The following is a 21,931-nucleotide window of genomic DNA, read 5'->3' as shown; positions in this document are numbered from 1 at the left end:
GTCTGATAAAATCGTCAGTCCCCGACAGTACACAGGAAGGCCGTACCAGCATGGATTCGTCACCAGAGAAGAAGGAAGAACTGCGCCAGCAACTGCGCCTCGCCGCGCTCGAGTATCACGAGTGCCCCCGTCCCGGAAAAATCAGCGTCACGCCAACCAAGCAGCTGCTCAACCAGCGCGACCTGGCCCTGGCCTACTCGCCCGGCGTGGCCGCTCCTTGCGAAGAAATCGTCAAGGACCCGGGCAACGCCTATAAATACACGGCGCGCGGCAATCTGGTGGCCGTCATCACCAACGGTACCGCCGTGCTGGGTCTGGGCAATATCGGTCCGCTAGCCTCGAAGCCTGTGATGGAAGGCAAGGGCGTGCTGTTCAAGAAATTCGCCGGCATCGATGTGTTCGATATCGAGATCAACGAACTGGACCCGGACAAGCTGGTCGATATCATCGCCTCGCTGGAGCCGACCTTCGGCGGCATCAACCTGGAAGATATCAAGGCGCCGGAGTGCTTCTATATCGAGCGCCAGTTGCGCGACCGCATGAAGATTCCCGTCTTCCACGATGACCAGCACGGTACCGCGATCATTGTCGGCGCCGCCATCCTGAACGGTGTCAAGGTCGTCGGCAAGGATATCCGCGAGTGCAAGCTGGTGGTGTCGGGCGCGGGCGCCGCGGCGCTGGCTTGCCTGGAACTGATCGTCGACCTCGGCTTCCCGATCGAAAATATCTATGTGACCGACCTGGCCGGCGTGGTCTACAAGGGCCGGACCGAACTGATGGACCCGGACAAGGCGCGCTTCGCGCAAGACACGCCATTGCGCACCCTGGCTGAAGTGATGCCGGGCGCCGATATTTTCCTGGGCCTGTCCGCTGGCGGCGTGCTCAAGCAGGATATGGTCAAGGGGATGGCGGCCAATCCGCTGATCCTGGCGCTCGCCAATCCGACCCCGGAAATCCTGCCGGAAGACGTCAAGGCGGTGCGCGGCGACGCCATCATCGCCACCGGCCGTTCGGATTATCCGAACCAGGTGAACAATGTGCTGTGCTTCCCGTACATTTTCCGCGGCGCCCTCGATTGCGGCGCCACCACCATCACGCGCGAAATGGAAATCGCGGTCGTGCACGCGATCGCCGACCTGGCCCACGCCGAGCAGTCGGACGTGGTCGCCACCACCTACGGCATTAGCAACCTCTCGTTCGGCCCGGAATACCTGATCCCGATGCCCTTCGATCCGCGCCTCTTGATCCACATCGCCCCGGCCGTGGCCAAGGCAGCCTTCGAGTCCGGCGTGGCGACGCGTCCGATCGCCAACCTGGAAGCCTACGCCGACAGCCTGCAGCAATTCGTGTACCGCAGCGGCACCTTCATGAAGCCGCTGTTCGCGGTGGCCAAGGCGGCCCCGCCGGAACTCAAGCGCATCGTCTACGCCGAAGGCGAAGAAGAGCGCGTGCTGCGCGCCGTGCAGGTGGTGGTCGACGAGAAACTGGCGCGCCCGATCCTGGTCGGCCGTCCGAGCGTGCTGGAGCAGCGCATCGAAAAATTCGGCCTGCGCTTGAAGCAGGGCGAGCATTTCGACGTCATCAATCCCGACCACGAAGACCGCTACCGCGATTACTGGCAGACTTATTACGCGATGACCATGCGTAAAGGTGTGACCCAGGAATACGCCAAGCTGGAAATGCGCCGCCGCCACAGCCTGATCGGCGCGATGATGATCCACAAGGGCGACGCCGACGGCATGATCTGCGGCACCTTCGGCACCACCAATTTGCACCTGCACTATATCGACCAGGTATTGGGCAAGCGCGAGGGCGCCAATGTGTACGCGGCGATGAATTTCCTGATCCTGCCGGAACGCCAGATGGCCATCGTCGACACCCACGTCAACGAAAACCCGAGCGCCGAGCAGCTGGCCGAGATCACCATCATGGCGGCCGACGAGATGAGCCGCTTCGGCCTGATTCCGCGCGCGGCCTTGTTGTCGCACTCGAACTTCGGTTCGGCCAACAGCGCCTCGGCCCAGAAGATGCGGGCGGCCTTGGCGCTGGTGCAGCAAAAGGCGCCGCAGCTGGAAATCGATGGCGAGATGCACGGCGACGTGGCGCTCGACGCCAAGCTGCGCAAGCAGCTGATGCCGCACTCGACCCTGCAGGGCGAGGCCAACTTGCTGGTGATGCCGAATATCGACAGCGCCAACATCGCCTACAACCTGCTCAAGACGGCGGCCGGCAACGGCATCGCGATCGGCCCGGTGCTGCTCGGCTGCGCCAAGCCGGTGCACATCCTGACCCCATCGGCCACGGTGCGCCGCATCGTCAATATGACGGCCCTGTGCGTGGTCGACGCGGTCTCGGAACGCTGACCCGCGCATCACACGGCGCGCCAGTTTTTGCGCGCTGAAAACGGCCGGCATCGTCATCGATGCCGGCCGTTTTTTGTAGTAATTTCGCTCAGGAAAAACGTGTATTACTACATTTCATTACAGTTCAAGATAGGCGTAACAATGCGTAAGCTGGCGCCGTCCACCCGATCAATCAGGGCATAATGTCCACGCCTGTTGTTGTTTGTATTGCACGAGGTTCTTTTGCGTAAAGAATGATCAAATCGATTCTGTTACAATGCTGAGTTGTTAACTGCGAGTCGGACGTGCAGATTACCGCTCTCCAACTACACACGAATATCACCAATATGCAAAAAACAACAAAAAAAGCCCTGATTACCGGGATCACCGGGCAAGATGGCGCTTACCTTGCGCAATTGTTGCTTGAAAAGGGCTACGAAGTCACGGGCACGTATCGTCGCACGAGCTCGGTCAATTTCTGGCGTATCGAAGAGCTGGGTATCCAGGCTCATCCCAATCTGCGCCTGGTCGAATACGATCTGACCGACCTCTCGTCCAGCATTCGCCTGATCCAGACCTCCCAGCCGGACGAAGTGTACAACCTCGCGGCCCAGAGTTTCGTCGGTGTCTCGTTCGAGCAGCCGGTTGCCACCGCCAGCATCACGGGCCTGGGGGCGGTTCACCTGCTCGAAGCGATCCGCATCGTCAACCCGAAGGCGCGCTTCTACCAGGCCTCGACTTCCGAAATGTTCGGCAAGGTCCAGGCCATCCCGCAAGTCGAAGATACCCCGTTCTACCCGCGCAGCCCGTACGGCGTGGCCAAGCTGTACGCCCACTGGATGACGGTCAATTACCGCGAGTCCTACGGCATCTTCGGTTCCAGCGGCATTTTGTTCAATCACGAATCGCCCCTGCGCGGCCGTGAATTCGTCACCCGCAAGATTACCGATTCGGTCGCCAAGATCGTCCTCAACAAGCTCGACGTACTGGAACTGGGCAACCTCGACGCCAAGCGCGACTGGGGTTATGCCAAGGAATACGTCGAAGGCATGTGGCGCATCCTGCAGGCCGAACAGCCCGACACCTTCATCCTGGCCACCAACCGTACCGAAACCGTGCGCGACTTCGTCACCATGGCGTTCAAGGGTGCCGGCATCGATATCGAGTTCACGGGCAAGGGCGAAGCCGAGACCGGCCATTGCGCCCGCACCGGCAAGCTGCTGGTGCGCATCAGTCCCAAGTTCTACCGTCCGGCCGAAGTGGAGTTGCTGATCGGCGATCCGGCCAAGGCCATGCGCGAACTGGGCTGGGCACCGAAGACCACCCTGGAGCAGTTGTGCCAGATGATGGTCGAGGCCGACATGCGCCGCAACGAACAGGGTTTTTCCTTCTGATATGACGGCCATGGTCACGGAAACGTCTCCCGCGCCCGGCGCCGAAGGGCAGGGCAAACGTGCCCTGATCACCGGCCTGCACGGCTTCACGGGGCGCTACGTGGCGCGCGAACTGGCCGCTGCCGGCTATCGCGTGTTCGGCACCGCGGTGCCCGGCCATGGCGACCATCCGCTTGACGCCGATGTGTTCGCGGTCGACCTGCTTGACCGCGCCGCCGTGGCCGCCATGATCGAACAGGTGCAGCCGGACGTCGTGGTGCACCTGGCCGGCATCGCCTTCGTGGCGCATGCCAACGCCGAACTGATTTACCGCGTCAACATCGTCGGCACCCGCAACCTGCTCGAAGCGCTGGCGGCCCAGCGCCACCCGCCGTCGGCGGTGCTGCTGGCATCGTCCGCCAATGTGTACGGCAACGCCAGCGTCGGCCGCATCGATGAATCCCTGGCGCCGGCGCCGGCCAACGATTACGCCGTCAGCAAGCTGGCCATGGAACACATGGCGCAGTTGTGGAGCGACAAGCTGCCGATCATCATCGCGCGGCCATTCAACTATACCGGCGTGGGCCAGGATGACAATTTCCTGTTGCCGAAGATCGTTGCGCATTTCCGCAAGGCGGCGCCGGTGATCGAACTGGGCAACCAAGCCATCGCGCGCGATTTTTCCGACGTGCGCATGGTGGCCGACAGCTACCGCCGCCTCCTGGCGTCGAACGTCGCCGGCCAGACCTTCAATATCTGCTCGGGCCAGGCGCATTCGCTGGGCGAGGTCATCGCGCTGATGGAATCGATTGCCGGCTACAAGATTGAAGTGAAGGTCAATCCGGCTTTCGTGCGCGCCAAGGATGTGCTGGTCCTGATGGGCAACAATGAAAAACTGCGCGGCGCGATCGGGGCCATGTCCACGATTGCGCTGGCCGACACCTTGCGCTGGATGTACCAGGCGTGAGTCGCGTGCGCGTCGGCCTGGGTACGACCATGATCGAACCGGGCCTGACCGGCGGAAGACTGGACGGGATCGGCGTGTACACCCAGGCGCTGCTGCAGCACTTGCCGGGCGCCGGCTGCGATGTGGCGGCGTATTCGTATCCGCGCCCGCGCGGCGACACCACGCCGATCACGGTGGGCCAGGCCATGCCGCAATCGTTCGAGGCGGCCAGCCTGACCGACCTGCTCACGCCGCGCGCGAACCGGGTGCACATGCCGGCCGATCTTTTTCACGCGACCGATTACCGCATCGTGCGCATGGATTGCCCGGTGGTGGCGACCCTGCACGATGCGCTGCCGATCAAGTATCCGCAGTGGTGCAGCCCCGGCATGCGGCGCGCCAAGAACTGGATGCAGCAAAAAGCCGCGCGCAAGGCACAACATGTGATCGCGGTGTCGAACTTTGCGATCGGTGAACTGGTCGAATGCTTCGGGGTCGATGAAAACAGGATCAGCGTGGTGCCCAACGGCGTCGATGCGGCGTGGCTGCAAGCGCCCGATAGGTCCGCCGTGGCGGCGACCTTGCTCCGCAACGGCTTGCGGGCTGGCTATTTTTTGTTTGTTGGTACTTTGCAGCCGCGCAAGAACGTCGAGCGCCTGCTCAGTGCCTATCTGAGTTTGCCGGATGCGCTGCGGGCCGAACGCCAGCTGGTGATTGTCGGCGGCGCCGGCTGGCGCTGCGAAGAGCTGATCGCGCGCATGAGCGCGGCGCGGCAAGAGGGCGAGCAAGTCGTGTGGCTGAACCAGCTGACCGGCGCCGACAGCCTGCGCCATGTGTATGCGGGCGCCGGTGTGTTTGTGTTTCCGTCTTTGTATGAAGGTTTCGGTATCCCCGTCGTCGAGGCGTTCGCGTCGGGAGTGCCGGTGGTGGCTTCGAATAGCAGTTCCTTGCCGGAAGTAACCCGGGGTGCGGCGCTTGACGTCGATCCGGGCAACACTGGCGACATCGCCGCGGCGATGCAAGCGCTGGCGCGCGACGATGCGCTGCGCTCGCGTTGCATTGCGGCGGGCCGCGCTCGCGCAGCCCAGTTGACCTGGCACGACACCGCGCTGCAAACCGCCGTCGTGTATCGTGCCGTCCTTTCACAATAATTTGCCGTCGTCCTGAGCCATTTGCGAAACTATGCGTGTCCTACATTTCTATAAAACCTATTTCCCGGAATCGGTGGGCGGCGTCGAGCAGGTCATCCGGCAAATGTGCGTCGGCACGGGCCGCCTGGGCGTGCGCAATGAGGTACTGACACTCACGCGCCAGAAGGAAAAGCGCGATGTCGACTTCGAAGGCCACAAGGTGCGCCTGCTGCCGCTCGACTTCGAGATTTCCTCGACCGGCTTTTCCTTGGCCGCCTTTGGCGAACTGGCGCGCATGGCCGAAGGAGCGGACGTGGTACATTACCACTTCCCCTGGCCCTTCATGGACCTGGCGCACTTTATTTCGCGCATCAAGAAACCGAGCCTGGTCACCTACCACTCCGACATCGTGCGCCAGAAGCAGTTGCTGCGCCTGTACCAGCCGCTCAAGCACCGTTTCCTGCAAAGTGTCGACACCATCGTCGCCACCTCGCCCAACTACATGGCTTCGTCGGCCGTGCTGGACCGTTATCGCGACAAGACGCGCGTCATCACCTACGGCCTGGACAAGACCATTTATCCGGAACCGGACCAGGCGCGCATGGATCAATGGCGTGCCCGGATCGGCGAGCGTTTTTTCCTGTTCGTCGGCGTGCTGCGCTATTACAAGGGCTTGCATATTCTGCTCGATGCCGTCGCCAATACCGATTATCCGGTGGTGATCGTGGGCGCCGGTCCCATCGAGACCGAGCTCAAGGCGCATGCCGAACGGCTCGGCCTGACCCACGTGCTGTTCGTCGGCGCGCTGGACGAGGCCGACAAGGTGGCCTTGCTGACCCTGTGCTACGCGCTGGTCTTCCCCTCGCACTTGCGTTCGGAAGCGTTCGGCATTTCCTTGCTGGAAGGGGCGATGTACGGCAAGCCGATGATTTCCAGCGAGATCGGTACCGGCACGACCTACATCAATATCGATGCCGAAACGGGTTTGGTCGTGCCGCCGAGCGACCCGCAAGCGTTTGGCGACGCCATGCGCACCTTGTGGGACAACCCGGAACTGGCGCAAGCGATGGGCAAGCGCGCCGAAGCACGCTACTGGGAGTTGTTCACCGCCGAGCAAATGGCCAAGAGCTATACCGCGCTGTATCACGAACTGGTGGCGAATCACGCTACCGTGGCGCTGGCGCAAGTCCAGGCCTGAGTCTGTGCGGCGGCCTTGCCCGCCGCAAAGCGCTTGAGCGGCATGTTTGCGTCCGAAAGTAACAGCGTCATGTCTGCCGGTGGCGGCAAGCGCGGTGCTGCATTTCATGGCCGGCATGACTTGGCCACTCTTCCCCGCCCCGCTTTTTACATCTCCTTCGGCTGATTCGTACTCAGCAGCGCAATTGCCCCCCCAACGCCGGAACTGGTATGCTTTGACGAGGAAATCGCAAAGGCTGGCCATGCTGAAGCAGTTATTCGTTGTTGCGGGATTGCTGGCCGGGGCGGATGTCCGGGCCGCCTCGCCGCAGGCTTCTCCCCGGCTATACATCACGACCGAATATTCGCCGCCGGCCAGCATGCTGGACGGGGAGCACGTGATTGGCTATTCCACCGAAAAGGTGCGCGAAATCATGGCGCGCGCATCGATCAGTTATTCGATCGACCTGCTTCCCTGGAAACGGGCCTATACCGCGGCCGTGCAGCGCCCCAACGGCTGCGTCTACGCGACCACGCGCACACCCGAACGCGAGCAACTGTTCAAATGGGTGGGGCCGACCGACGAGGGCGAATGGGTGCTGCTGGGACGGGCCGACCGCGCTTATCAGCTCACCAGCCTGGAAGATGCGCGCGGGCTGCGCATCGGCACCTACAACGGCGACGCGCGCGACGAATATCTGCGCTCGCGCGGTTTCCAGGTCGATCCGGCGCCGAACGACATGCTCAATCCACAAAAATTGCTGATGAACCGGATCGACCTGTGGGCTGCCGGTTTGCGTCCTGGCAGCGGCGTCATGGAACAAAACGGCTGGGCGGGGAGGATTGTGCCCGTGCTGGTGTTTAACCGGATCAAGGTCTATCTCGCCTGCAATCGCGCCATTCCGGACGCCGTCATTGGCAAGATGAATGCCGCACTCGACGCGATGGACCGCGACGGCACCTCACGCCGGCTCGAGCGCAAATACGACAACTGGGTGCCGCGCAAGCCGACCGAGGCGGAGGCTGGACAGGGTCTTCCGGCGCGCTGAAGGACAGGCTGGCTTGCTCCCGCGCGACCGAACTGTCAGCATGCGTCGACGGGATCGAACCATGAGGATGCGCCGACGCGACCGAACTGTCAGGATGCGCCGGCGCGGCCGAACTGTCAGGATGCGTCGGCGCGACCGATCGCAATCGTCTTGCGTGCCGGCGCAGCGGCGCGCGCGCGCAGTTGCCCGCAACCGCCATCGACATCTTGTCCCGCCGAATCGCGCAGCTTGGTCAGCACCCCGCGCTGGTGCAAGGTAGCGGCAATCGCACGCGCGCTCTCCCAACTTGGCCGCTTGAATGCCAGATCCGGGATCGTATTGTATGGAATCATGTTCAGCACGGCATACTTGTCCTTTAACAGGCGCACGATGCCGTCGATCTCCTCTTCCCCATCATTGATGCCTTCGAGCAGGGTCCACTGGTACTGCACCGGATAGCCGGTAAGCCGGGCGTACTGCTCCCCCGCCTCGACCAGTTGCTCGGGCGTGATGCGCGGCGCGCGCGGCAGCAATTGCTCGCGCAACGCGGGCTTGGTCGTGTGCAGCGACAGTGCCAATGCAGGTTTGACCACGCCCTGCGCCAAACGTTCAAACACACGCGGGTCGCCAACCGTGGAAAACACCAGGTTCTTGTGTCCGATATTGCCTTCCGTCCCCAGCAGTTCGATGGCCTCGAGCACATTGTCGAGATTGTGGGCCGGTTCGCCCATGCCCATGAACACCACTTTTTTCACGGGCCGCTGGGTGCGCGCCAGCACCACCTGGGCAATGATTTCGCCGCTGCTGACCTGGCGGATGAGCCCTTCGCGCCCCGTCATGCAGAACTGGCAACCGACCGCGCAGCCGACCTGGCTGGACACGCACAGGCCGTCGCGCGGCAGCAGCACGCTTTCGACCGCCTGGCCGTCGGCCAGTCCCACCAGCAAGCGGGCCGAACCGTCTTCACCGGGATGGGAGGAAATCAGCCGTGCCATCGCCTGCAGCTCGGCGTCGAGGGCGGGCAGGGCGGTGCGCACGCCGAGGGGCAGGAAATCGTTGGGACGGCGCCGTCCCTGATCGTAGGGGCGGCCCTGGACCCAGTCGCGCAGCACGCGCTGTTCGTGCAAGGGAAGGGCGCCCAAGGCGCGCAGGCGCTGGCGGATGGATGATAGTTGCATCGCGCTATTTTATTGCATAACGCGATGCGGATAGCATGAAGCGATGAAAACGGCGCTTTACTTGCGCCGTCATGCGCGCCTTTTAGTATTGAACGATGCCGGAATGGTTATTGCTGCCATTCTGGGTCAGGGTCGCGATATAGCCATTGCCCGTTTGCGTGATATACGAAACGTTGGCCAGCGCACCGGCATTGGCGGTGCCTGTCTGGCTCACCGTTGCCTTGTTGGCGATGCCGTTTTGCGTCACCAGGGATTCGTTCGCATTGGAATTCTGCGTCAGGGTAGTCAGGTTGTTATTTCCTTTCTGATTGATGGCGCTTTTATTCCGGATGCCGGCCTGATCGGTGAGCGCATTGTTGCCTGTGCCATTCTGGGCAATGGTCGACTGGACGAACTGGGCGTTCTTTTGGGCCGCCTTGACGTTGTTGCCGGTACCGATCTGATTGATCGTCACTTCGGCGAAGTCGGTTTGCGTCTGGGCCACGGTCACGCCGTTGGCAACGCCGTTCTGCGTGACATAGGCGCCCTGGTGGCCGGAATTGACCTGGTTGACGGCCAGCTTGTTATCCGTTCCGGTTTGTTTTGCGATGATTTCGAAATCGACAACACCCTGCTGATCGAGCGTGGCGCTATTTTTCTGGCCGTTCTGGGACAGGGTGGCATCGGACTGCCAGGCGCCGTTCTGGCGTACCGTGGCGATATTCTGATTGCCCGTCTGCGCCACGGTTGCGCCGGTACGGGTGGCCTTTTCCTGGCGGATGCCGGCGTTGTTCTGGTTGCCCTGCTGCGTGATCGCGGCGCTGATATCGGTGTTGGCCCCGATCTGGACAATGCCGCCGGTTTTCGCAACGGGGTCGCCCGCCTTGTTGTTTTCCCCGACCTGGGTAATGGTCGCCTTGATCAAGCCTGACGAATTTTGCTGCACCGTATAAGCGTTGTTGCCGACGCCTTTTTGCGCGGTGATGGAATTGAGTTCTGCCTGGGCCGACGTGGCGGCAAACGCCAGGGTCAGTGCGCTTGCCAGGGCGGATAAATGAAGTTTCATGAAATGCCTCCATACATGGACGGGGTCAGGGTGGGTGCGATTCAGCGACCCCGGTAGCTGAATTCTGGTAGTGCGCGGCTGCCGTGCGCCGCTAGTATTGATTGACGCCGGCACGGTTCATCGCGCCGGTTTGGGTGAGCTGCGCCACGAAGCCGTCGCCGCTCTGGCTCACATAGGCGGTATTGGGCGCAAGGCCAAGGCCGCTGATGCCGGTCTGGCGGACGGTGGCCTGGTTGTCGCTGCCGGTCTGCATGATCATCGACTCGTTGCCCACCAGGTTTTGCGTCTGCACGGCGGCGTTGTCGATGCCGCTCTGGACGACCGTGCTCAGATTCTGGCTGTCGGATTGGGCGCTGTCGGCGACATTGCCGGCGCCGTTTTGCGTGATCGCCATGACGGTCTGGTCGGTCGCAAACTGTTTTCCCGTTGCGCGGTTGCCGATGCCGAATTGCTCGATACCGAGTTGGGTAAAGGCGATGTGGTTTTGATCGGCCGTTGCCGTATTGAGTCCGCCAACTTGCGCAATGCGGGCGCTGCCGATGCCGGCGTCGTGCTGGACCACGGCGATCCGGTTGGCGCTACCGCTCTGGCGCGCGCTGGCATCGAGGTTGCCCACATCGTTTTGGCGCAGGCTGGCATCGTTATTGCTGCCGTCCTGCTCGACCAGCGCGTCGACATAATCAATCTGGTTCTGGGCGATCTGGCCATGATTCGCATTGCCGGTCTGATTGATACTGGCGCTGGCGAGGGCGCTTGCCACCTGCTCGATGCTGCCCATATTGGCATTGCCGCGCTGGGTGGTGACGGCACTGCTGGCGGCGCTGGCGACACTGGCCGAGACGGACAAGGCGATGCCTGCCGCGAGTAGCGGGAACACGGTCTTCATGAGAATACTCCGGTAGAGTGAAGGGACGGAACGGGAATCGGTCAGCGCCCCTGGTGTTGAATCAAGGTGGCATTCTTGCCGCTGCCGGACTGGCTCAGCCGCGCGCTTCCTTCGCGGCCGTATTGCTCGATGCGTGCCGTGTTCAGGCTGCCGCGCTGGTCGATATCGGCGCGGTGCTCCATGCCATCCTGGACGATGCTGGCCTGGTTATCCTGCCCGGCCTGTCCCACGGCGGCCTGGTTGCCGCTGCCACTTTGCAGCAGGTCCACCGTGTTGGCGCTGCCTTCCTGCAGCAAGGTGGCGCGCTGGAACGAGCCGCGCTGCGTCGTGCTGGCGCGCTGGCCGATGCCCACCTGGGCGCCCTCGAACAGGTGCTGCTGTCCGGCCTGCTCGATGGCGGCGCTGTTGCCGCTGCCTTGCTGGCGCAGCACCAGCGCATGTCCCTGTACCGGCGCGGCGTTCAGTTCGGATGGCGCAAGGTCGCCGGCGGCCGCGAACCGGGCCGCGCACAATGCCATGACAGCGAGGCTGGCGCGCAGCCATGAAACCGGGCGCGGGTTCATGGCGCAGCTCCCGGCCCGCTGTCGGCCTGTTGCGCCGGCGACGGCGGTTCGCGTTCGGCCAGGTAACGTTGCAGCACCGGATTGCTCCACTGCCCCTCATCCTCAAGCGCCCAGCTGCCCTCCTTGAGTCCCGCCACGATCAGATGGGCAACACCGGCTTCGATCGCTTCGCTGACGCACAGCTGGGTCGGCTCGTTGCGCGTCATGCCGCCTTCCAGTTCAAGTAAATTTTTCACATTCACGAACTTAAACACACTGGGATGGATCTCATAGGAGTAGATCGTCTTGGTGGTCGAGACGCTCTGCAGTACCTGTCCGCCGCGTATGTCGATGCTGCGCAGGTTCACCGTGACCTGGTCGACCCGGTATTGCGTGCTCATGCCAATGCCCAGGAAGCGTGCGCCCGCGCCGCCGGTGCGCACATTGCTTTCGTAGGCAACAATACCGCCCTCGATCAGCACCGAGGCGGCCAGCAGCGGGGGAATCTGCACCGGAGGCGTGCCGGCCGGTTGTGGCATTTCCAGCGCGCGTACGATCTTGCGTTCGGTAAGCAGGTTTTGCAGGTTTTCACGCTCGACCGGGATGAACCAGCCCGACTCCTTGAGCGCCTTGACCAGCATCGACGAGGCGCCTTGGGTGACCACGGTCGAAAACGAACTGTCCGGGGCAGGCTTGTACTGCCCGGTCTGGTCGCGAATGCCGTACACCGCGACGGTCACCTTGCCTTTCGGGGCCGGCAGCTTGAGCAGGTCGCGCGTGATGGGCGTGGCCGGTGCCAGCTGCGCGGCGGCCGTGAGTGCCGAGGGCGGGTGGCGGAAGGCACAGCCCGCGAGCAGGCTGGCCCCGGCCGTGGCGGCGAGCGCCCAGCGCAGGGCGTTCATTGCGCCACCTCGAAGGTGGTGGTGGCGCCGGTGCTCTTGTCGGTGGTCGTGATGCGCAGCATGCCGCCGCCCAGGTCGACGACGGTGATGGTGAAGTTCGCGGTGGAAAAGGTTCCCGGCACCAGCTTGCCATCCGGCCCTTGCAGTTTGGACGTGGCGGCGGAGGCGAGTTGACTTAGCACAGTGCGTTCGAGAGTTTGATTGAACTGTGCGAGCGGCGACTGGTCGAAGTAGGAAGAGCCACCGAGGCCCTTGTTCTCCGTGTGCTTGCTGGTGGCCGTCGCGGTTGCCAGCAGGCCGGCACCGTTGGCCGGGTAGCCGCCGAACGAGGGGTTGACGGGCAAATACACGAGTTCAGTCGCGGTGGCGGCGTTCGCCAGTACGACCAGGCACAGCGCGGCGGCGCGCGTGATGGAATGGAGTGGCATGGCTGTTTTCCTTCTTACTTGTACGTTGTACGGCGTTGACAAAGACAGCGTTGGACAGACTCAGAATTCGTCGGGCGCGAGGTCGGCGTCGTTGATGCTCTGGCGCTCGGCATCGGCTTGCACGACCGCCTGGTAGGTTCTTTCGGCGGCGTCTTCGCTGAGCGCCTTGATCGCCGAGCGGGCGGCGGGCAGGCGCGTTTCGAACACGCGGCGCTGGGCGAAGTCGATGCGTACTTCGCTGCCGCGGCGTGCCGACGGGCGTTCGAGGATGGCAAGGGTGTAGCGTTCGCTGCCTTCTTTCTCGCGCCATGCGGCAATGAAGTATTGGCAAAAATCGTGGCCGGCAACGGTGACGGATTGGCTGGTGACGACGCCGCTGTCGGTATCGGCCGCGAGCATGCGTGCGGCGTTATCGAGCTTGTCTGGCGCGTCCTGCTGGGGCGCTTGCTGGGCTGTCGCGGTGAGCATGCAGCCTAGCGACAGCGCGCACAGGGCGAGTAGTGTGGTGGACTTGGACATAGGGGCTCGCGGTTATTGTTCTTGTGTTGTGGCCTGAAACGCAGCGGTAGCCGAGCAGATGAGATTTGAGTTTATCGAGGGAGACCATGCCGGCTTTGATGGCTGTCAAAAATTCAAGGCCGGGATGTCAAGCGCTTCGGCTGGTTAAAAATCAATGCTGACCGATGGAAATTTGAATGGAACAAGCGCTGTTTCAAAAGAAATCGCGCTGCCTTGTCGGGTCAGCGCGATGCATGCAGTGTGAGAGAGGAGAAGAGAAAGCACAAGCGTCAAGGTGCGGGTCGGCTGCGCGCCACGGGGGCGCGCATCGTCGACAGATCAGGGTGTCTGGCGGCGCCGGCGCGCGGCGTGCAAGCCGAACAGCGACAGTGTGACCAGTGCGAGCGTGCCTGGTTCCGGCACATCGTTCCGGCCCGGTACGGCCGCGCCCGCGATGAGGAAGATATCGCCATAGCCGCCCGTGTCGCACGGACCGACCGGTTTGCCATCGGCCAGTGTCGGGCCAGAGGTGGTGCCGCCGGTGCCGAAGCAACCCATCCAGACCTGCACCGACATGCTGTCGTAGCCCGCGCCCTGGAGTCCTTTCAAATCGAGGCTGGGAATGTAGTTGATGAATTCCACAGCGTTCGACGCCTGGTTGGTGTTGACCAAATGGCCGCCAGTGGGGCAGTGGCTGCCATCGGGCGAGGGGTAGGAGGTGGCGCTGCTGACCACGCAGATGGCACCGACCGTCATTGCGAAGTCGCCCGAAGCTGGCGTGGTGACACTCGTGCCGTCGAAGGTCTTGGTCGACTGGAACAGGGACGGATCCTTGAAGATGTCGGTCAGGTCGAGCTGTTGCGTTTCAAAATACTTGTTGGCCAGATTGCCCTCGCTATCGCGTATCGTCACCAGTGCCCAGATCGGCAGGCTGGCCGTTGCATTCTGCGGATTATTGAAATCGAAGGCGATCATCATCTGGTGGTAGTCGCCGTCGAAGGTCAGTTTGCTGTTCAACGTGCCCAGGCCCATGTCCCAGCTGAATGCCGTGTCGTTGGCCAGTGCGCCGTTATTGATGGGGTCATTCCGGTCACCGGTGAAAAAATAGTCCTTCTGGCCGCCATTGATGGTTTTGAATCCATTTTCCGACGGTAGCGCCACATCGCCGTTGGCCAGGATGGCACCGCCGTTCGATGCGACCACAATCGCATCGTGCAGGGTGCCCTGGGCGGCACTGAAGGTGTAATCGCCCGTGAATCCGGTGGCGCCGCTTCCGGACAAATAGTTCAGCACGCCCGTCGAACATGAAACGAAATTGCCATACGTCGCGCATGCGGAATTGGGCGTGGGGTAGGTGCTGGAGTAAGTTGGCAGCGGTCCTGCCAGGGCGGCGTTCGATGCGATGCCGGCCATTCCCAGCAACGCAAGTGCGACGCAACGACGTGTGATCGAGTTCATTTTGGGCATCCCTCATGTGATTGTTCTTATCGTATGGATGAGCATGGAACGTGCCAGTTTCGCAAGCCCTTGTTTTTATTCAGTCCGCGAAAAATATTGCTTATCGAGTGTAAAAAATTCCGACAAGTAAATAATATTTTTAAATTGCAATGATTAATTGACTGCCAAACGTGATGATTCATTTATATTGTTTTTTAAATGTATGGGGAACAGCTGCAGGCAATGGAAAACGACGAATACGCGGGCGGAAAACGGAGTGTCGGCGATGTCTGGGTGGCGAACGCCATGCGCGATCCGACAGACAGGCCAGGCTGTCAGCGTCGGGCGTATAAAAAATAGGGGGTATTTAATGCGAGGCCAGTGCGAGGCAGCTGGCCGGGGGAGAGTCTTGATACGCCTGAGCGCTTGAATTCAATGGTGCCGGGAGCCGGAATCGAACCGGCACGCTGTTTCCAGCGCGGGATTTTGAGTCCCGTGCGTCTACCTATTCCGCCATCCCGGCAACGCGACCCGCATTATGGCTGATTTGCCCGATTCAGGCAAATCTTTCGTATTTTCGCGCCCGGCTGTCATGACGCCGGCCCGGCGAACGGCGTATGATCGCGTTCTACCTTGGGCTACCACGCCGTCCGTACGGGCCGCGCGCACGATGAATAACAAGAAAATCCGCGAACTCATACTCGGCAAAGCGCTCGACCCGATGAAAAGCGAGACCCGCCACTCGATGGCGCTGGTCGCCTTCCTGGCCTGGGTCGGGCTCGGCGCGGACGGCCTTTCGTCCTCCGCCTACGGGCCGGAAGAAACTTTCCGCGCGCTCGGCGGCCATACCCACCTCGGCCTGTACCTGGTGCTGGCCACCGCCGTCACCGTGTTCGTCATCGCGCTGGCCTACAACCAGGTCATCGAGCTGTTCCCCACGGGCGGGGGCGGTTACCGGGTCGCCACCAAACTGGTCGGCCCGTATATGGGCCTGGTCTCCGGCTGCGCGCTGATCCTCGATTACGTGCTCACCATCGCCATTTCGATCGCGTCCGGGGTCGACGCCCTGGCCTCCTTCCTGCCGCTCGGCTTCCAGCCCTATAAACTCTGGGCCGAAGCGTTTTTCATCGGCCTGTTGATCGTGATGAACCTGCGCGGCCTGAAGGAAGCGATCCAGATCCTGCTGCCGATCTTCCTCGGCTTCGTGGCCACGCACCTGGTGCTGATCGTGTACGGCATCGTCGCGCATGCGTCCTACCTGCCGCAGCTGGTCCCCACCACCATGGCCGACACGCGCGAACTGGCCGGCAGCATCGGCTGGACCGGCGTGGCGGGCATGCTGCTGCTGGCCTACTCGCAGGGCGGCGGCACCTACACCGGTCTGGAAGCGGTGTCGAACAATGTCAACCTGCTGGCCGAGCCGCGCGTGCGCACCGGGAAGATGACGATGCTGTACATGGCGCTGTCGCTGGCCTTCACCGCGTCCGGCATCATCCTCCTGTACCTGCTGTGGGATGCGCGCCACGTGGCCGGCCAGACCCTCAACGCGTCGACCTTCAAGGCCATCATCGACAGCATGGGCCTGGGCGGCCCGCTGCTCAACCAGATCGTGCTGGTGATCGTGCTCGCGTTCGAGGCCGGCCTGCTGTTCGTGGCCGCCAATACCGGCTTTCTCGGCGGGCCGTCGGTGCTGTCGAACATGGCCGGCGACTCCTGGGTGCCGCACAAATTCCGCTACCTCTCGACCCGCCTGGTCACACAGAACGGCATCCTCGTGATGGGCATCGCCGCGCTGGCGATCCTGTTCTGGACCGAAGGGAAGGTAACCCTGCTGGTGGTGCTGTATTCGGTTTCCGTGTTCCTCACCTTCGCCATTTCGCTGTTCGGCTTGTGCCGCTACTGGTGGCAGAGCCGCGACAACGAAGGCCAGAGCTGGGTGCGCCGCTTCCTGCTGTCGCTGACGGGCTTCGTCATCTGCGCCGGCATCCTGGCGATCCTGCTGTACGAGCGCTTCGCCGAAGGCGGCTGGGCGACCATCGTCATCATCGGCGCCATCGCCGCGCTGTGCGTCATCATCCGCAATCACTACCGCGAAACCAAGGCGGCGATTCATTCGGTCGACGAGGTGTTCGCCAACCAGCCCTTCGGCCCCGTGACGGACACGGTGGAGCCGAAGGCGGATGACCAGACCGCCGTGTTCATCGTCGGTTCCTCGCGCGGCGGCGGCCTGCATGCCTTGCTGTGGGTGCTGCGCATGTTCCCCGGCCACTTCAAGCATTTCCTGTTCGTGAATGCGCGCACGGTCGATTCGCATGCGTACGGCGGCATCGGCGCGCTCGAAAAAATGCGCGAGGAAGCGGCCGACACGCTCGAATATTTTGTCGATTTCTGCCAGAGCCACGGCATGGCCGCGTCCTCGTATATCAGCTTCGGCACCGATGCCGTCGATGAAGTGACGAGGCAATGCGAAGAGATCAACCGCGACTATCCGAGTTCGATTTTCTTCACCAGCAAACTGATTTTCGCGACCGATAACTGGTTCACCCGCCTGCTGCACAACCAGGCCGCGCTGGCGGTCCAGCGCCGCCTGCACCTGGAAGGCTTGCAGATGGTGATCCTGCCGATGAAGGTCTAGTGCATTTAAACGGACAGGAGCGCGCAGCGGCAATAGTTAAGCTGGCTCAAGCAATTGTTCGTTGCCCTCTACAGCAAGCTTCCACGCCCACTTGTCGCCGGTCCGCGAGACGATGATCCTGCTATTGCCAACATGGTCAATCGCTTTGAGAGCGTCGACGGCGATCGCCACGCTGTCCATTCCATCGTGTTTTTGGGTGTAGATGAGCCGTATCAGGAAGTCTCCAGCCTTCGGAATACGACCTTGCTTTTCCCACTTCGCCACGGATTGTTCTGTGCAGCCCAGTAAATTGCCTAGCGACTTCTGTGAAAGCAGTAAGGCGTTTCGCAGGTAGCGGAACTCGGCGCCTGCAAGCTTGCCAGGCTTATGTGCCAGGGCAAGGCATACGGTCCGAATGAGTCCATCGAGGTCCGGGTATGAGACGGCTGTCCCATACGGCGTTTCTTTCTCCACGTAGCCGTTTGTAAGCCATACGTTGCGCAATCCTGCGTCGGTAAAGTGCAACATGGTTCGTTCTCCTATGCGTACATCGCAGTAACGATGATCAGGCCCGGGTCATTACTGACCGTGACAATGACAGCAACCCGATGTCCGGCACTCAAATACTCCATTTTGCATTCGACGGACCCCTTCATCGGGTTGGGTTCGGGGCGACGCCTGATCCGCCCCGCGCTCTCAAGGTTTCAAGCACGCACGCTTTCGCAATTCTCCTGGAGCGCATTTGTTCTTCAACATGCTTCGTGAAGAATAGCTTGGAAGTATCTTTGGACTCTTCATGTATCAGGGCTTCAAGCTGCTCCCTTGATAGTTGAGTTCTTCTGACAATCATGTGCTTGATGGACTATACAAAATATAGCCCAGTCCTCTTCAAGGTGCCGCCGCGCTCGCGTACTTCCCTCTTCTTTGACATCCGCCGCTCCCGTTTGTTCCGGTACTCGTGGAGCACGACGAATCAAGAGGGGGCGGGCTCCGATGGCCGTTCTTACGGCCAGCATGCGGCGAGCCGGCCGGGATGGAAGTGTTGGAAAATACGGAGATACATCAGCCTTGCTGATCGAATCGCCGTTTTCAACAAGCGCCGACCCGCATGCTACATTGTGATTTTTTCAATGTGGTCATCCATGAAACAGCGCATCGTCGGCCTCGACCTGGCCCGGGCCCTTGCCGTCATCGGCATGGTGATCGTCAACTTCAAGGTCGTCATGCACGCCAGCGCGGCCGATGCGCCGTGGTGGCTGGCGCTGGTCGATGCACTCGACGGCCGCGCCTCCGCCGTCTTCGTGGTGCTGGCAGGCGTCGGCCTGTCGCTGATCTCACAGCGCGCGCGCCAGTCGGGCGACACTGGCGCGCTGCACGCCGCCCGTGCCGGCATCCTGAAACGCGCCGCCTTCCTGTTCGTCGCCGGCCTGCTGTATGTGCAGGTCTGGCCGGCCGACATCCTCCATTATTACGGCGCCTACATGGCGATCGGCGCCGCCGTCCTGTCGTGGCGCACCGGCGCGCTGTTCGCCGCCGCCGTGGCCATGGTGGCCGGCTTCGTCCTGCTGGCCACGGTCATCGATTACGGCGCCGGCTGGAACTGGGAAACGCTGGCCTACGCCGGCTTCTGGGGGCCGGCCGGCTTTGTCCGCAACCTGTTCTTCAATGGCTTTCACCCGGTCTTCCCGTGGGCCGGATTCCTGTTGCTCGGCATGGCGGCCGGCCGCTTCGACCTGCAGTCGAATGCCATGCTGTACCGGATTTTCATTACCGGCCTTGGCATGGGCATCGCCGCCGAATCGGCCATGTTGAGCGGCGCCCTGTGGGCCACACCAGGCGCCGGCATCTGGGCCCACCTGTGGTCATCCGGGCCGTTGCCGCCGCTTCCGCTGTACTGGATCGCCGCCGCTGGCGACGCCCTGGCGCTGATCGCGGCCTGCGTCTGGATCGGTGAACGCAGGCGTAGCGCGCGCCCGCTGGCGCCCCTGGTCCACACAGGCCAGCTGGCGCTGACCTTGTACATCGCCCATGTCGTCATCGGCATGGGCGTGCTCGAAGCGCTTGGTTTGCTCGAGGGCCGCACGCTCGCCTTCGCGGTGGCCAGCGCGCTGCTGTTCTCGGCCGGCGCGGTGCTGTGCGCGCACCTGTGGCGCCGGCGCTTCGCGCTTGGCCCGGTCGAGTGGCTGATGCGGCGCTGCACCGGCTTGTAGATCGCCTATCCGGGCATATTGAGCGCCAGCGCGGCGCTGCGCCGTTCAGGGCGCGCGCTGGTACAGGCGGAAGCGCTCGTCACGGTCGGCCGGGCGCCGGCCTTCCCACAGCAGGCGCCACTCGGCGCCCGGCGGCGGCTTGGCCAGTTCGCGCTCGTCGTGCACTTTCACGCTGTCCTGCAGCAGGATCAGATCGCACTTGGCCGATCCGATTTTATCGAACGGCAGCTTGCCGTAAAACGCCAGCGACGCGCGCTGCGGCGCGCCCACGTTGGAGTTGATGCAGCCCGAATCGAGCGGCAGCGAGCCGGCGATCTGGCGCGCCACGCTGGCGTAGCTCTTGCTGTAATTGAAGTCCGGCAGGAACAAGGTCATCAGCAGCACCCACAGCAAGATCAGCCCGCCCGAAGACAGCACCACGGCGCGCCACAGCACCGCCGGCTGGCGCGAAATGCGCCAGTGGACCAGCGCGATCCAGCCGATGGTAGCCCCAAGCGCCACCACGAAGGCCAGCACCCCGACTTCGGGCCGGTAGCCCGGCAGCAGCTTGAGCACATTCTTGGCCAGCTGCGCCGGCCAGCCGGTCAGCTTGGCGATCCAGAACAGCCACACGATGGCGCTGAGCATGGTCAGCACCATCACCGAGAACCAGTCGATGGCATTGATGGCGCCGCGCTTCATGGTCGGCAGCCCGAACGCGGCCATGATGGCCAGCGGCGGCAGCAGCTTGAGCATGTCGCCGTTTTCCGGCAGTGGATCGCACAGGATCAGCAGGGTCAGCGCGCCGACGAAAAACAGCGGCAGCACGATGTGCAGCAAATGGTCCTGGCGGCGCCAGGCATAAATGGCCCAGCCGGCGAACGGCCAGGCCGGCCAGAAAAACCAGATGCCGACGCGGAAAAAGGTCTTGATCGAGATCCAGCTTGGCAGTCCGATCTGGCGCGCGGTCCAGGCCAGCCAGGCGTTCACCGGATTCAAGCCGTACGGCGCCATCAGCCAGGCCGGCAGGACCCAGACCATCGCGATCAGCGCGGCCGTCAGGACCGCCAGGCCGAGCTGGCGCAAGGTCGGCACCAGCGGAACCGACAGGAAACGCGTGCACAGGAACAGGGCCAGCAGCAAGGTGAGCGGCGTGAACACGCCGCGCGTGAGCACGAGCGCGCCCAGGGACAAACCGATCAGGACCGCATTGCGCACCGTCTGCGCTTCGACGTAGCGCACGGCGCGGTACAGGAAATAGGCGACCAGGCCGCCCTGCAGGGTCACGGCCAGGGTTTCGTGGCTGAACATCAGCAAGCCCAGGCAGCCGAGGTAGATCAGCGCGGCGGTATCGGCCAGGGTGCGTCCATAGTCGTCCGGCTCGGGCTGGCCGCCGAAGGCCAGGCGCAGCGGCTGCGCATCCTGGCGCCGTCCCAGGTGGAAGGCGGCCCACCAGACCGAGGCCGTGCCGGCCAAAAAGATGCCGATGGTCGACATGCGCGCCGCCATCATGTCGCCCATCAGCCAGCCGAACAGCTTGATGCACAGCGCGCCCAGCCAGAAGGCCAGGGGGCCGTCGTCCGGCACTTGCATGCCGGCGATATTGGGTAGCAGCCAGTCGCTGATCCCGCCGTGGGCCATGGTCCACATGATGCCGAAACTGCCAGCATCATCTTTCCAGTCGGCGCGCCCGATCAGGCCGGGCAGGATGTACAGCAGGCCCAGCGCAAACAGGGCCCAGCGCGGGAGGGCGAGGGTGGCGGCGGCGGAAAGGCGGACGGGTTTCATCGATAACGGGGGCATCGGGAATTGGGGAAGGACGTAGTATCAACGAAAAAAAAGCAGCCGGGGGCTGCTTTTTTGGGTATGCATGGCAAAAACTTAGCCGTTTGCAACCGCGGTCTTGGAGCCGACGGCGCCAAATTTCTGACGGAACTTCTCGACGCGACCAGCGGTGTCGACGATTTTGTGCTTGCCGGTGTAGAACGGGTGCGACTCAGCCGACACCTCGATCTTCACCAGTGGGTATTCAGCGCCCTCGTGGGTGATTTTTTCGCGGGTCTGGATGGTCGAACGGGTAACGAATTTGAAATCGCACGACAGGTCGTGGAAAACAACGTCGCGGTATTCTGGATGGATATCTTTACGCATGGTCTTGCCTCGGTTAGTTTGGTAGCCAAACTGCACTTCGTCGGTCGTCTTGCCTCGTGACCCGAT

At 62.5% G+C, this 21,931-nt stretch carries 19 protein-coding genes and 1 tRNA gene; 8 read left to right on the top strand and 12 right to left on the bottom strand.

The genetic code is table 11. From position 1 onward, the window contains the following. Positions 1–50 precede the first annotated feature (50 nt). The 6 genes from IV454_RS04100 (at position 51) to IV454_RS04075 (ending at position 8,016) form a co-directional block, all read left to right on the top strand. The gene (locus IV454_RS04100; RefSeq protein ID WP_206090439.1) at positions 51–2,363 is read left to right on the top strand and encodes an NADP-dependent malic enzyme; all 2,313 of its coding nucleotides are present in this window, start codon (positions 51–53) and stop codon (positions 2,361–2,363) included. A gap of 326 nt (positions 2,364–2,689) precedes the next feature. Beyond that, on the top strand, positions 2,690–3,736 hold the full coding sequence (gmd, locus tag IV454_RS04095) for a GDP-mannose 4,6-dehydratase (protein ID WP_206090438.1): 1,047 nt from the start codon (positions 2,690–2,692) through the stop codon (positions 3,734–3,736). Between the two features lie 10 nt (positions 3,737–3,746). Then, complete coding sequence (locus tag IV454_RS04090) at positions 3,747–4,682, top strand: NAD-dependent epimerase/dehydratase family protein (protein ID WP_370663768.1); 936 nt, start codon at positions 3,747–3,749, stop codon at positions 4,680–4,682. Next, positions 4,679–5,812: a glycosyltransferase family 4 protein gene (locus IV454_RS04085; RefSeq protein ID WP_307730211.1), complete on the top strand. Its 1,134-nt coding sequence runs from the start codon at positions 4,679–4,681 to the stop codon at positions 5,810–5,812. The genes IV454_RS04090 and IV454_RS04085 overlap by 4 nt, the downstream gene beginning before the upstream one ends. Positions 5,813–5,843: 31 nt before the next feature. Next, complete coding sequence (locus tag IV454_RS04080) at positions 5,844–6,989, top strand: glycosyltransferase family 4 protein (RefSeq protein ID WP_206090436.1); 1,146 nt, start codon at positions 5,844–5,846, stop codon at positions 6,987–6,989. A 46-nt stretch (positions 6,990–7,035) separates the two neighbouring features. Further along, positions 7,036–8,016, top strand: a complete 981-nt coding sequence (locus tag IV454_RS04075) for a substrate-binding periplasmic protein (protein WP_229522052.1) — start codon at positions 7,036–7,038, stop codon at positions 8,014–8,016. Positions 8,017–8,132: 116 nt separating this feature from the next. On the opposite strand, the gene IV454_RS04070 is transcribed toward IV454_RS04075, so the two are convergent. From IV454_RS04070 to IV454_RS04030, 9 genes are all read right to left on the bottom strand, one after another. Next, the gene (locus IV454_RS04070) at positions 8,133–9,173 is read right to left on the bottom strand and encodes an RNA methyltransferase (RefSeq protein ID WP_206090435.1); all 1,041 of its coding nucleotides are present in this window, start codon (positions 9,171–9,173) and stop codon (positions 8,133–8,135) included. Positions 9,174–9,255: 82 nt separating this feature from the next. Beyond that, a complete protein-coding gene (locus tag IV454_RS04065; RefSeq protein WP_206090434.1) occupies positions 9,256–10,218 on the bottom strand; it encodes a hypothetical protein in 963 nt (320 codons plus the stop codon). 91 nt (positions 10,219–10,309) lie between these two features. Beyond that, the gene (locus IV454_RS04060) at positions 10,310–11,104 is read right to left on the bottom strand and encodes a hypothetical protein (protein WP_206090433.1); all 795 of its coding nucleotides are present in this window, start codon (positions 11,102–11,104) and stop codon (positions 10,310–10,312) included. 41 nt (positions 11,105–11,145) lie between these two features. Beyond that, positions 11,146–11,667, bottom strand: a complete 522-nt coding sequence (locus tag IV454_RS04055; RefSeq protein ID WP_206090432.1) for a hypothetical protein — start codon at positions 11,665–11,667, stop codon at positions 11,146–11,148. Beyond that, on the bottom strand, positions 11,664–12,548 hold the full coding sequence (locus IV454_RS04050; protein WP_206090431.1) for a CsgG/HfaB family protein: 885 nt from the start codon (positions 12,546–12,548) through the stop codon (positions 11,664–11,666). The genes IV454_RS04055 and IV454_RS04050 overlap by 4 nt, the downstream gene beginning before the upstream one ends. After that, complete coding sequence (locus IV454_RS04045) at positions 12,545–12,976, bottom strand: curli assembly protein CsgF (RefSeq protein ID WP_206090430.1); 432 nt, start codon at positions 12,974–12,976, stop codon at positions 12,545–12,547. Before IV454_RS04045 ends, IV454_RS04050 begins: the two co-directional genes overlap by 4 nt. A gap of 60 nt (positions 12,977–13,036) precedes the next feature. Continuing rightward, a complete protein-coding gene (locus IV454_RS04040; RefSeq protein ID WP_206090429.1) occupies positions 13,037–13,495 on the bottom strand; it encodes a CsgE family curli-type amyloid fiber assembly protein in 459 nt (152 codons plus the stop codon). Between the two features lie 318 nt (positions 13,496–13,813). Next, positions 13,814–14,932, bottom strand: a complete 1,119-nt coding sequence (locus IV454_RS04035) for a PEP-CTERM sorting domain-containing protein (protein ID WP_206090428.1) — start codon at positions 14,930–14,932, stop codon at positions 13,814–13,816. A 415-nt stretch (positions 14,933–15,347) separates the two neighbouring features. Beyond that, positions 15,348–15,434, bottom strand: a tRNA-Leu gene (locus IV454_RS04030). Between the two features lie 147 nt (positions 15,435–15,581). On the opposite strand from IV454_RS04030, the gene IV454_RS04025 reads away from it, so the two are divergent. Beyond that, a complete protein-coding gene (locus IV454_RS04025) occupies positions 15,582–17,546 on the top strand; it encodes an APC family permease (RefSeq protein ID WP_206090427.1) in 1,965 nt (654 codons plus the stop codon). Positions 17,547–17,582: 36 nt separating this feature from the next. Here the strand turns inward: IV454_RS04025 and IV454_RS04020 are convergent, their stop codons facing one another. Then, the gene (locus IV454_RS04020) at positions 17,583–18,053 is read right to left on the bottom strand and encodes a hypothetical protein (protein ID WP_206090426.1); all 471 of its coding nucleotides are present in this window, start codon (positions 18,051–18,053) and stop codon (positions 17,583–17,585) included. Positions 18,054–18,667: 614 nt separating this feature from the next. Between IV454_RS04020 and IV454_RS04015 the strand changes: the two genes are divergently transcribed. Then, the gene (locus tag IV454_RS04015; RefSeq protein ID WP_206090425.1) at positions 18,668–19,735 is read left to right on the top strand and encodes a DUF418 domain-containing protein; all 1,068 of its coding nucleotides are present in this window, start codon (positions 18,668–18,670) and stop codon (positions 19,733–19,735) included. A gap of 45 nt (positions 19,736–19,780) precedes the next feature. Here IV454_RS04015 and IV454_RS04010 read toward each other — a convergent pair whose 3' ends face one another. Both IV454_RS04010 and IV454_RS04005 read right to left on the bottom strand, forming a co-directional pair. Continuing rightward, positions 19,781–21,502: an ArnT family glycosyltransferase gene (locus tag IV454_RS04010; RefSeq protein WP_206090424.1), complete on the bottom strand. Its 1,722-nt coding sequence runs from the start codon at positions 21,500–21,502 to the stop codon at positions 19,781–19,783. Positions 21,503–21,595: 93 nt separating this feature from the next. Beyond that, on the bottom strand, positions 21,596–21,865 hold the full coding sequence (locus IV454_RS04005) for a type B 50S ribosomal protein L31 (RefSeq protein WP_054268338.1): 270 nt from the start codon (positions 21,863–21,865) through the stop codon (positions 21,596–21,598). Positions 21,866–21,931 lie beyond the last annotated feature (66 nt).

Source organism: Massilia antarctica (genome assembly GCF_015689335.1).
GTDB lineage: Bacteria > Pseudomonadota > Gammaproteobacteria > Burkholderiales > Burkholderiaceae_D > Telluria_A > Telluria_A antarctica.
The sequence above is the reverse complement of the archived record's forward strand: the minus strand, read 5'-3'. Positions and strand labels throughout refer to the sequence as shown.

Excerpts from the sequence above, each read along its gene's own strand:
- IV454_RS04100 (WP_206090439.1), top strand. The coding sequence starts at position 51 with ATGGATTCGTCACCAGAGAAGAAGGAAGAACTGCGCCAGCAACTGCGC.
- gmd (WP_206090438.1), top strand. The coding sequence starts at position 2,690 with ATGCAAAAAACAACAAAAAAAGCCCTGATTACCGGGATCACCGGGCAA.
- IV454_RS04090 (WP_370663768.1), top strand. The coding sequence starts at position 3,747 with ATGGTCACGGAAACGTCTCCCGCGCCCGGCGCCGAAGGGCAGGGCAAA.
- IV454_RS04080 (WP_206090436.1), top strand. The coding sequence starts at position 5,844 with ATGCGTGTCCTACATTTCTATAAAACCTATTTCCCGGAATCGGTGGGC.
- IV454_RS04070 (WP_206090435.1), bottom strand. The coding sequence starts at position 9,173 with ATGCAACTATCATCCATCCGCCAGCGCCTGCGCGCCTTGGGCGCCCTT.
- IV454_RS04065 (WP_206090434.1), bottom strand. The coding sequence starts at position 10,218 with ATGAAACTTCATTTATCCGCCCTGGCAAGCGCACTGACCCTGGCGTTT.
- IV454_RS04060 (WP_206090433.1), bottom strand. The coding sequence starts at position 11,104 with ATGAAGACCGTGTTCCCGCTACTCGCGGCAGGCATCGCCTTGTCCGTC.
- IV454_RS04055 (WP_206090432.1), bottom strand. The coding sequence starts at position 11,667 with ATGAACCCGCGCCCGGTTTCATGGCTGCGCGCCAGCCTCGCTGTCATG.
- IV454_RS04050 (WP_206090431.1), bottom strand. The coding sequence starts at position 12,548 with ATGAACGCCCTGCGCTGGGCGCTCGCCGCCACGGCCGGGGCCAGCCTG.
- IV454_RS04045 (WP_206090430.1), bottom strand. The coding sequence starts at position 12,976 with ATGCCACTCCATTCCATCACGCGCGCCGCCGCGCTGTGCCTGGTCGTA.
- IV454_RS04040 (WP_206090429.1), bottom strand. The coding sequence starts at position 13,495 with ATGTCCAAGTCCACCACACTACTCGCCCTGTGCGCGCTGTCGCTAGGC.
- IV454_RS04035 (WP_206090428.1), bottom strand. The coding sequence starts at position 14,932 with ATGAACTCGATCACACGTCGTTGCGTCGCACTTGCGTTGCTGGGAATG.
- IV454_RS04025 (WP_206090427.1), top strand. The coding sequence starts at position 15,582 with ATGAATAACAAGAAAATCCGCGAACTCATACTCGGCAAAGCGCTCGAC.
- IV454_RS04020 (WP_206090426.1), bottom strand. The coding sequence starts at position 18,053 with ATGTTGCACTTTACCGACGCAGGATTGCGCAACGTATGGCTTACAAAC.
- IV454_RS04015 (WP_206090425.1), top strand. The coding sequence starts at position 18,668 with ATGAAACAGCGCATCGTCGGCCTCGACCTGGCCCGGGCCCTTGCCGTC.
- IV454_RS04010 (WP_206090424.1), bottom strand. The coding sequence starts at position 21,502 with ATGAAACCCGTCCGCCTTTCCGCCGCCGCCACCCTCGCCCTCCCGCGC.
- IV454_RS04005 (WP_054268338.1), bottom strand. The coding sequence starts at position 21,865 with ATGCGTAAAGATATCCATCCAGAATACCGCGACGTTGTTTTCCACGAC.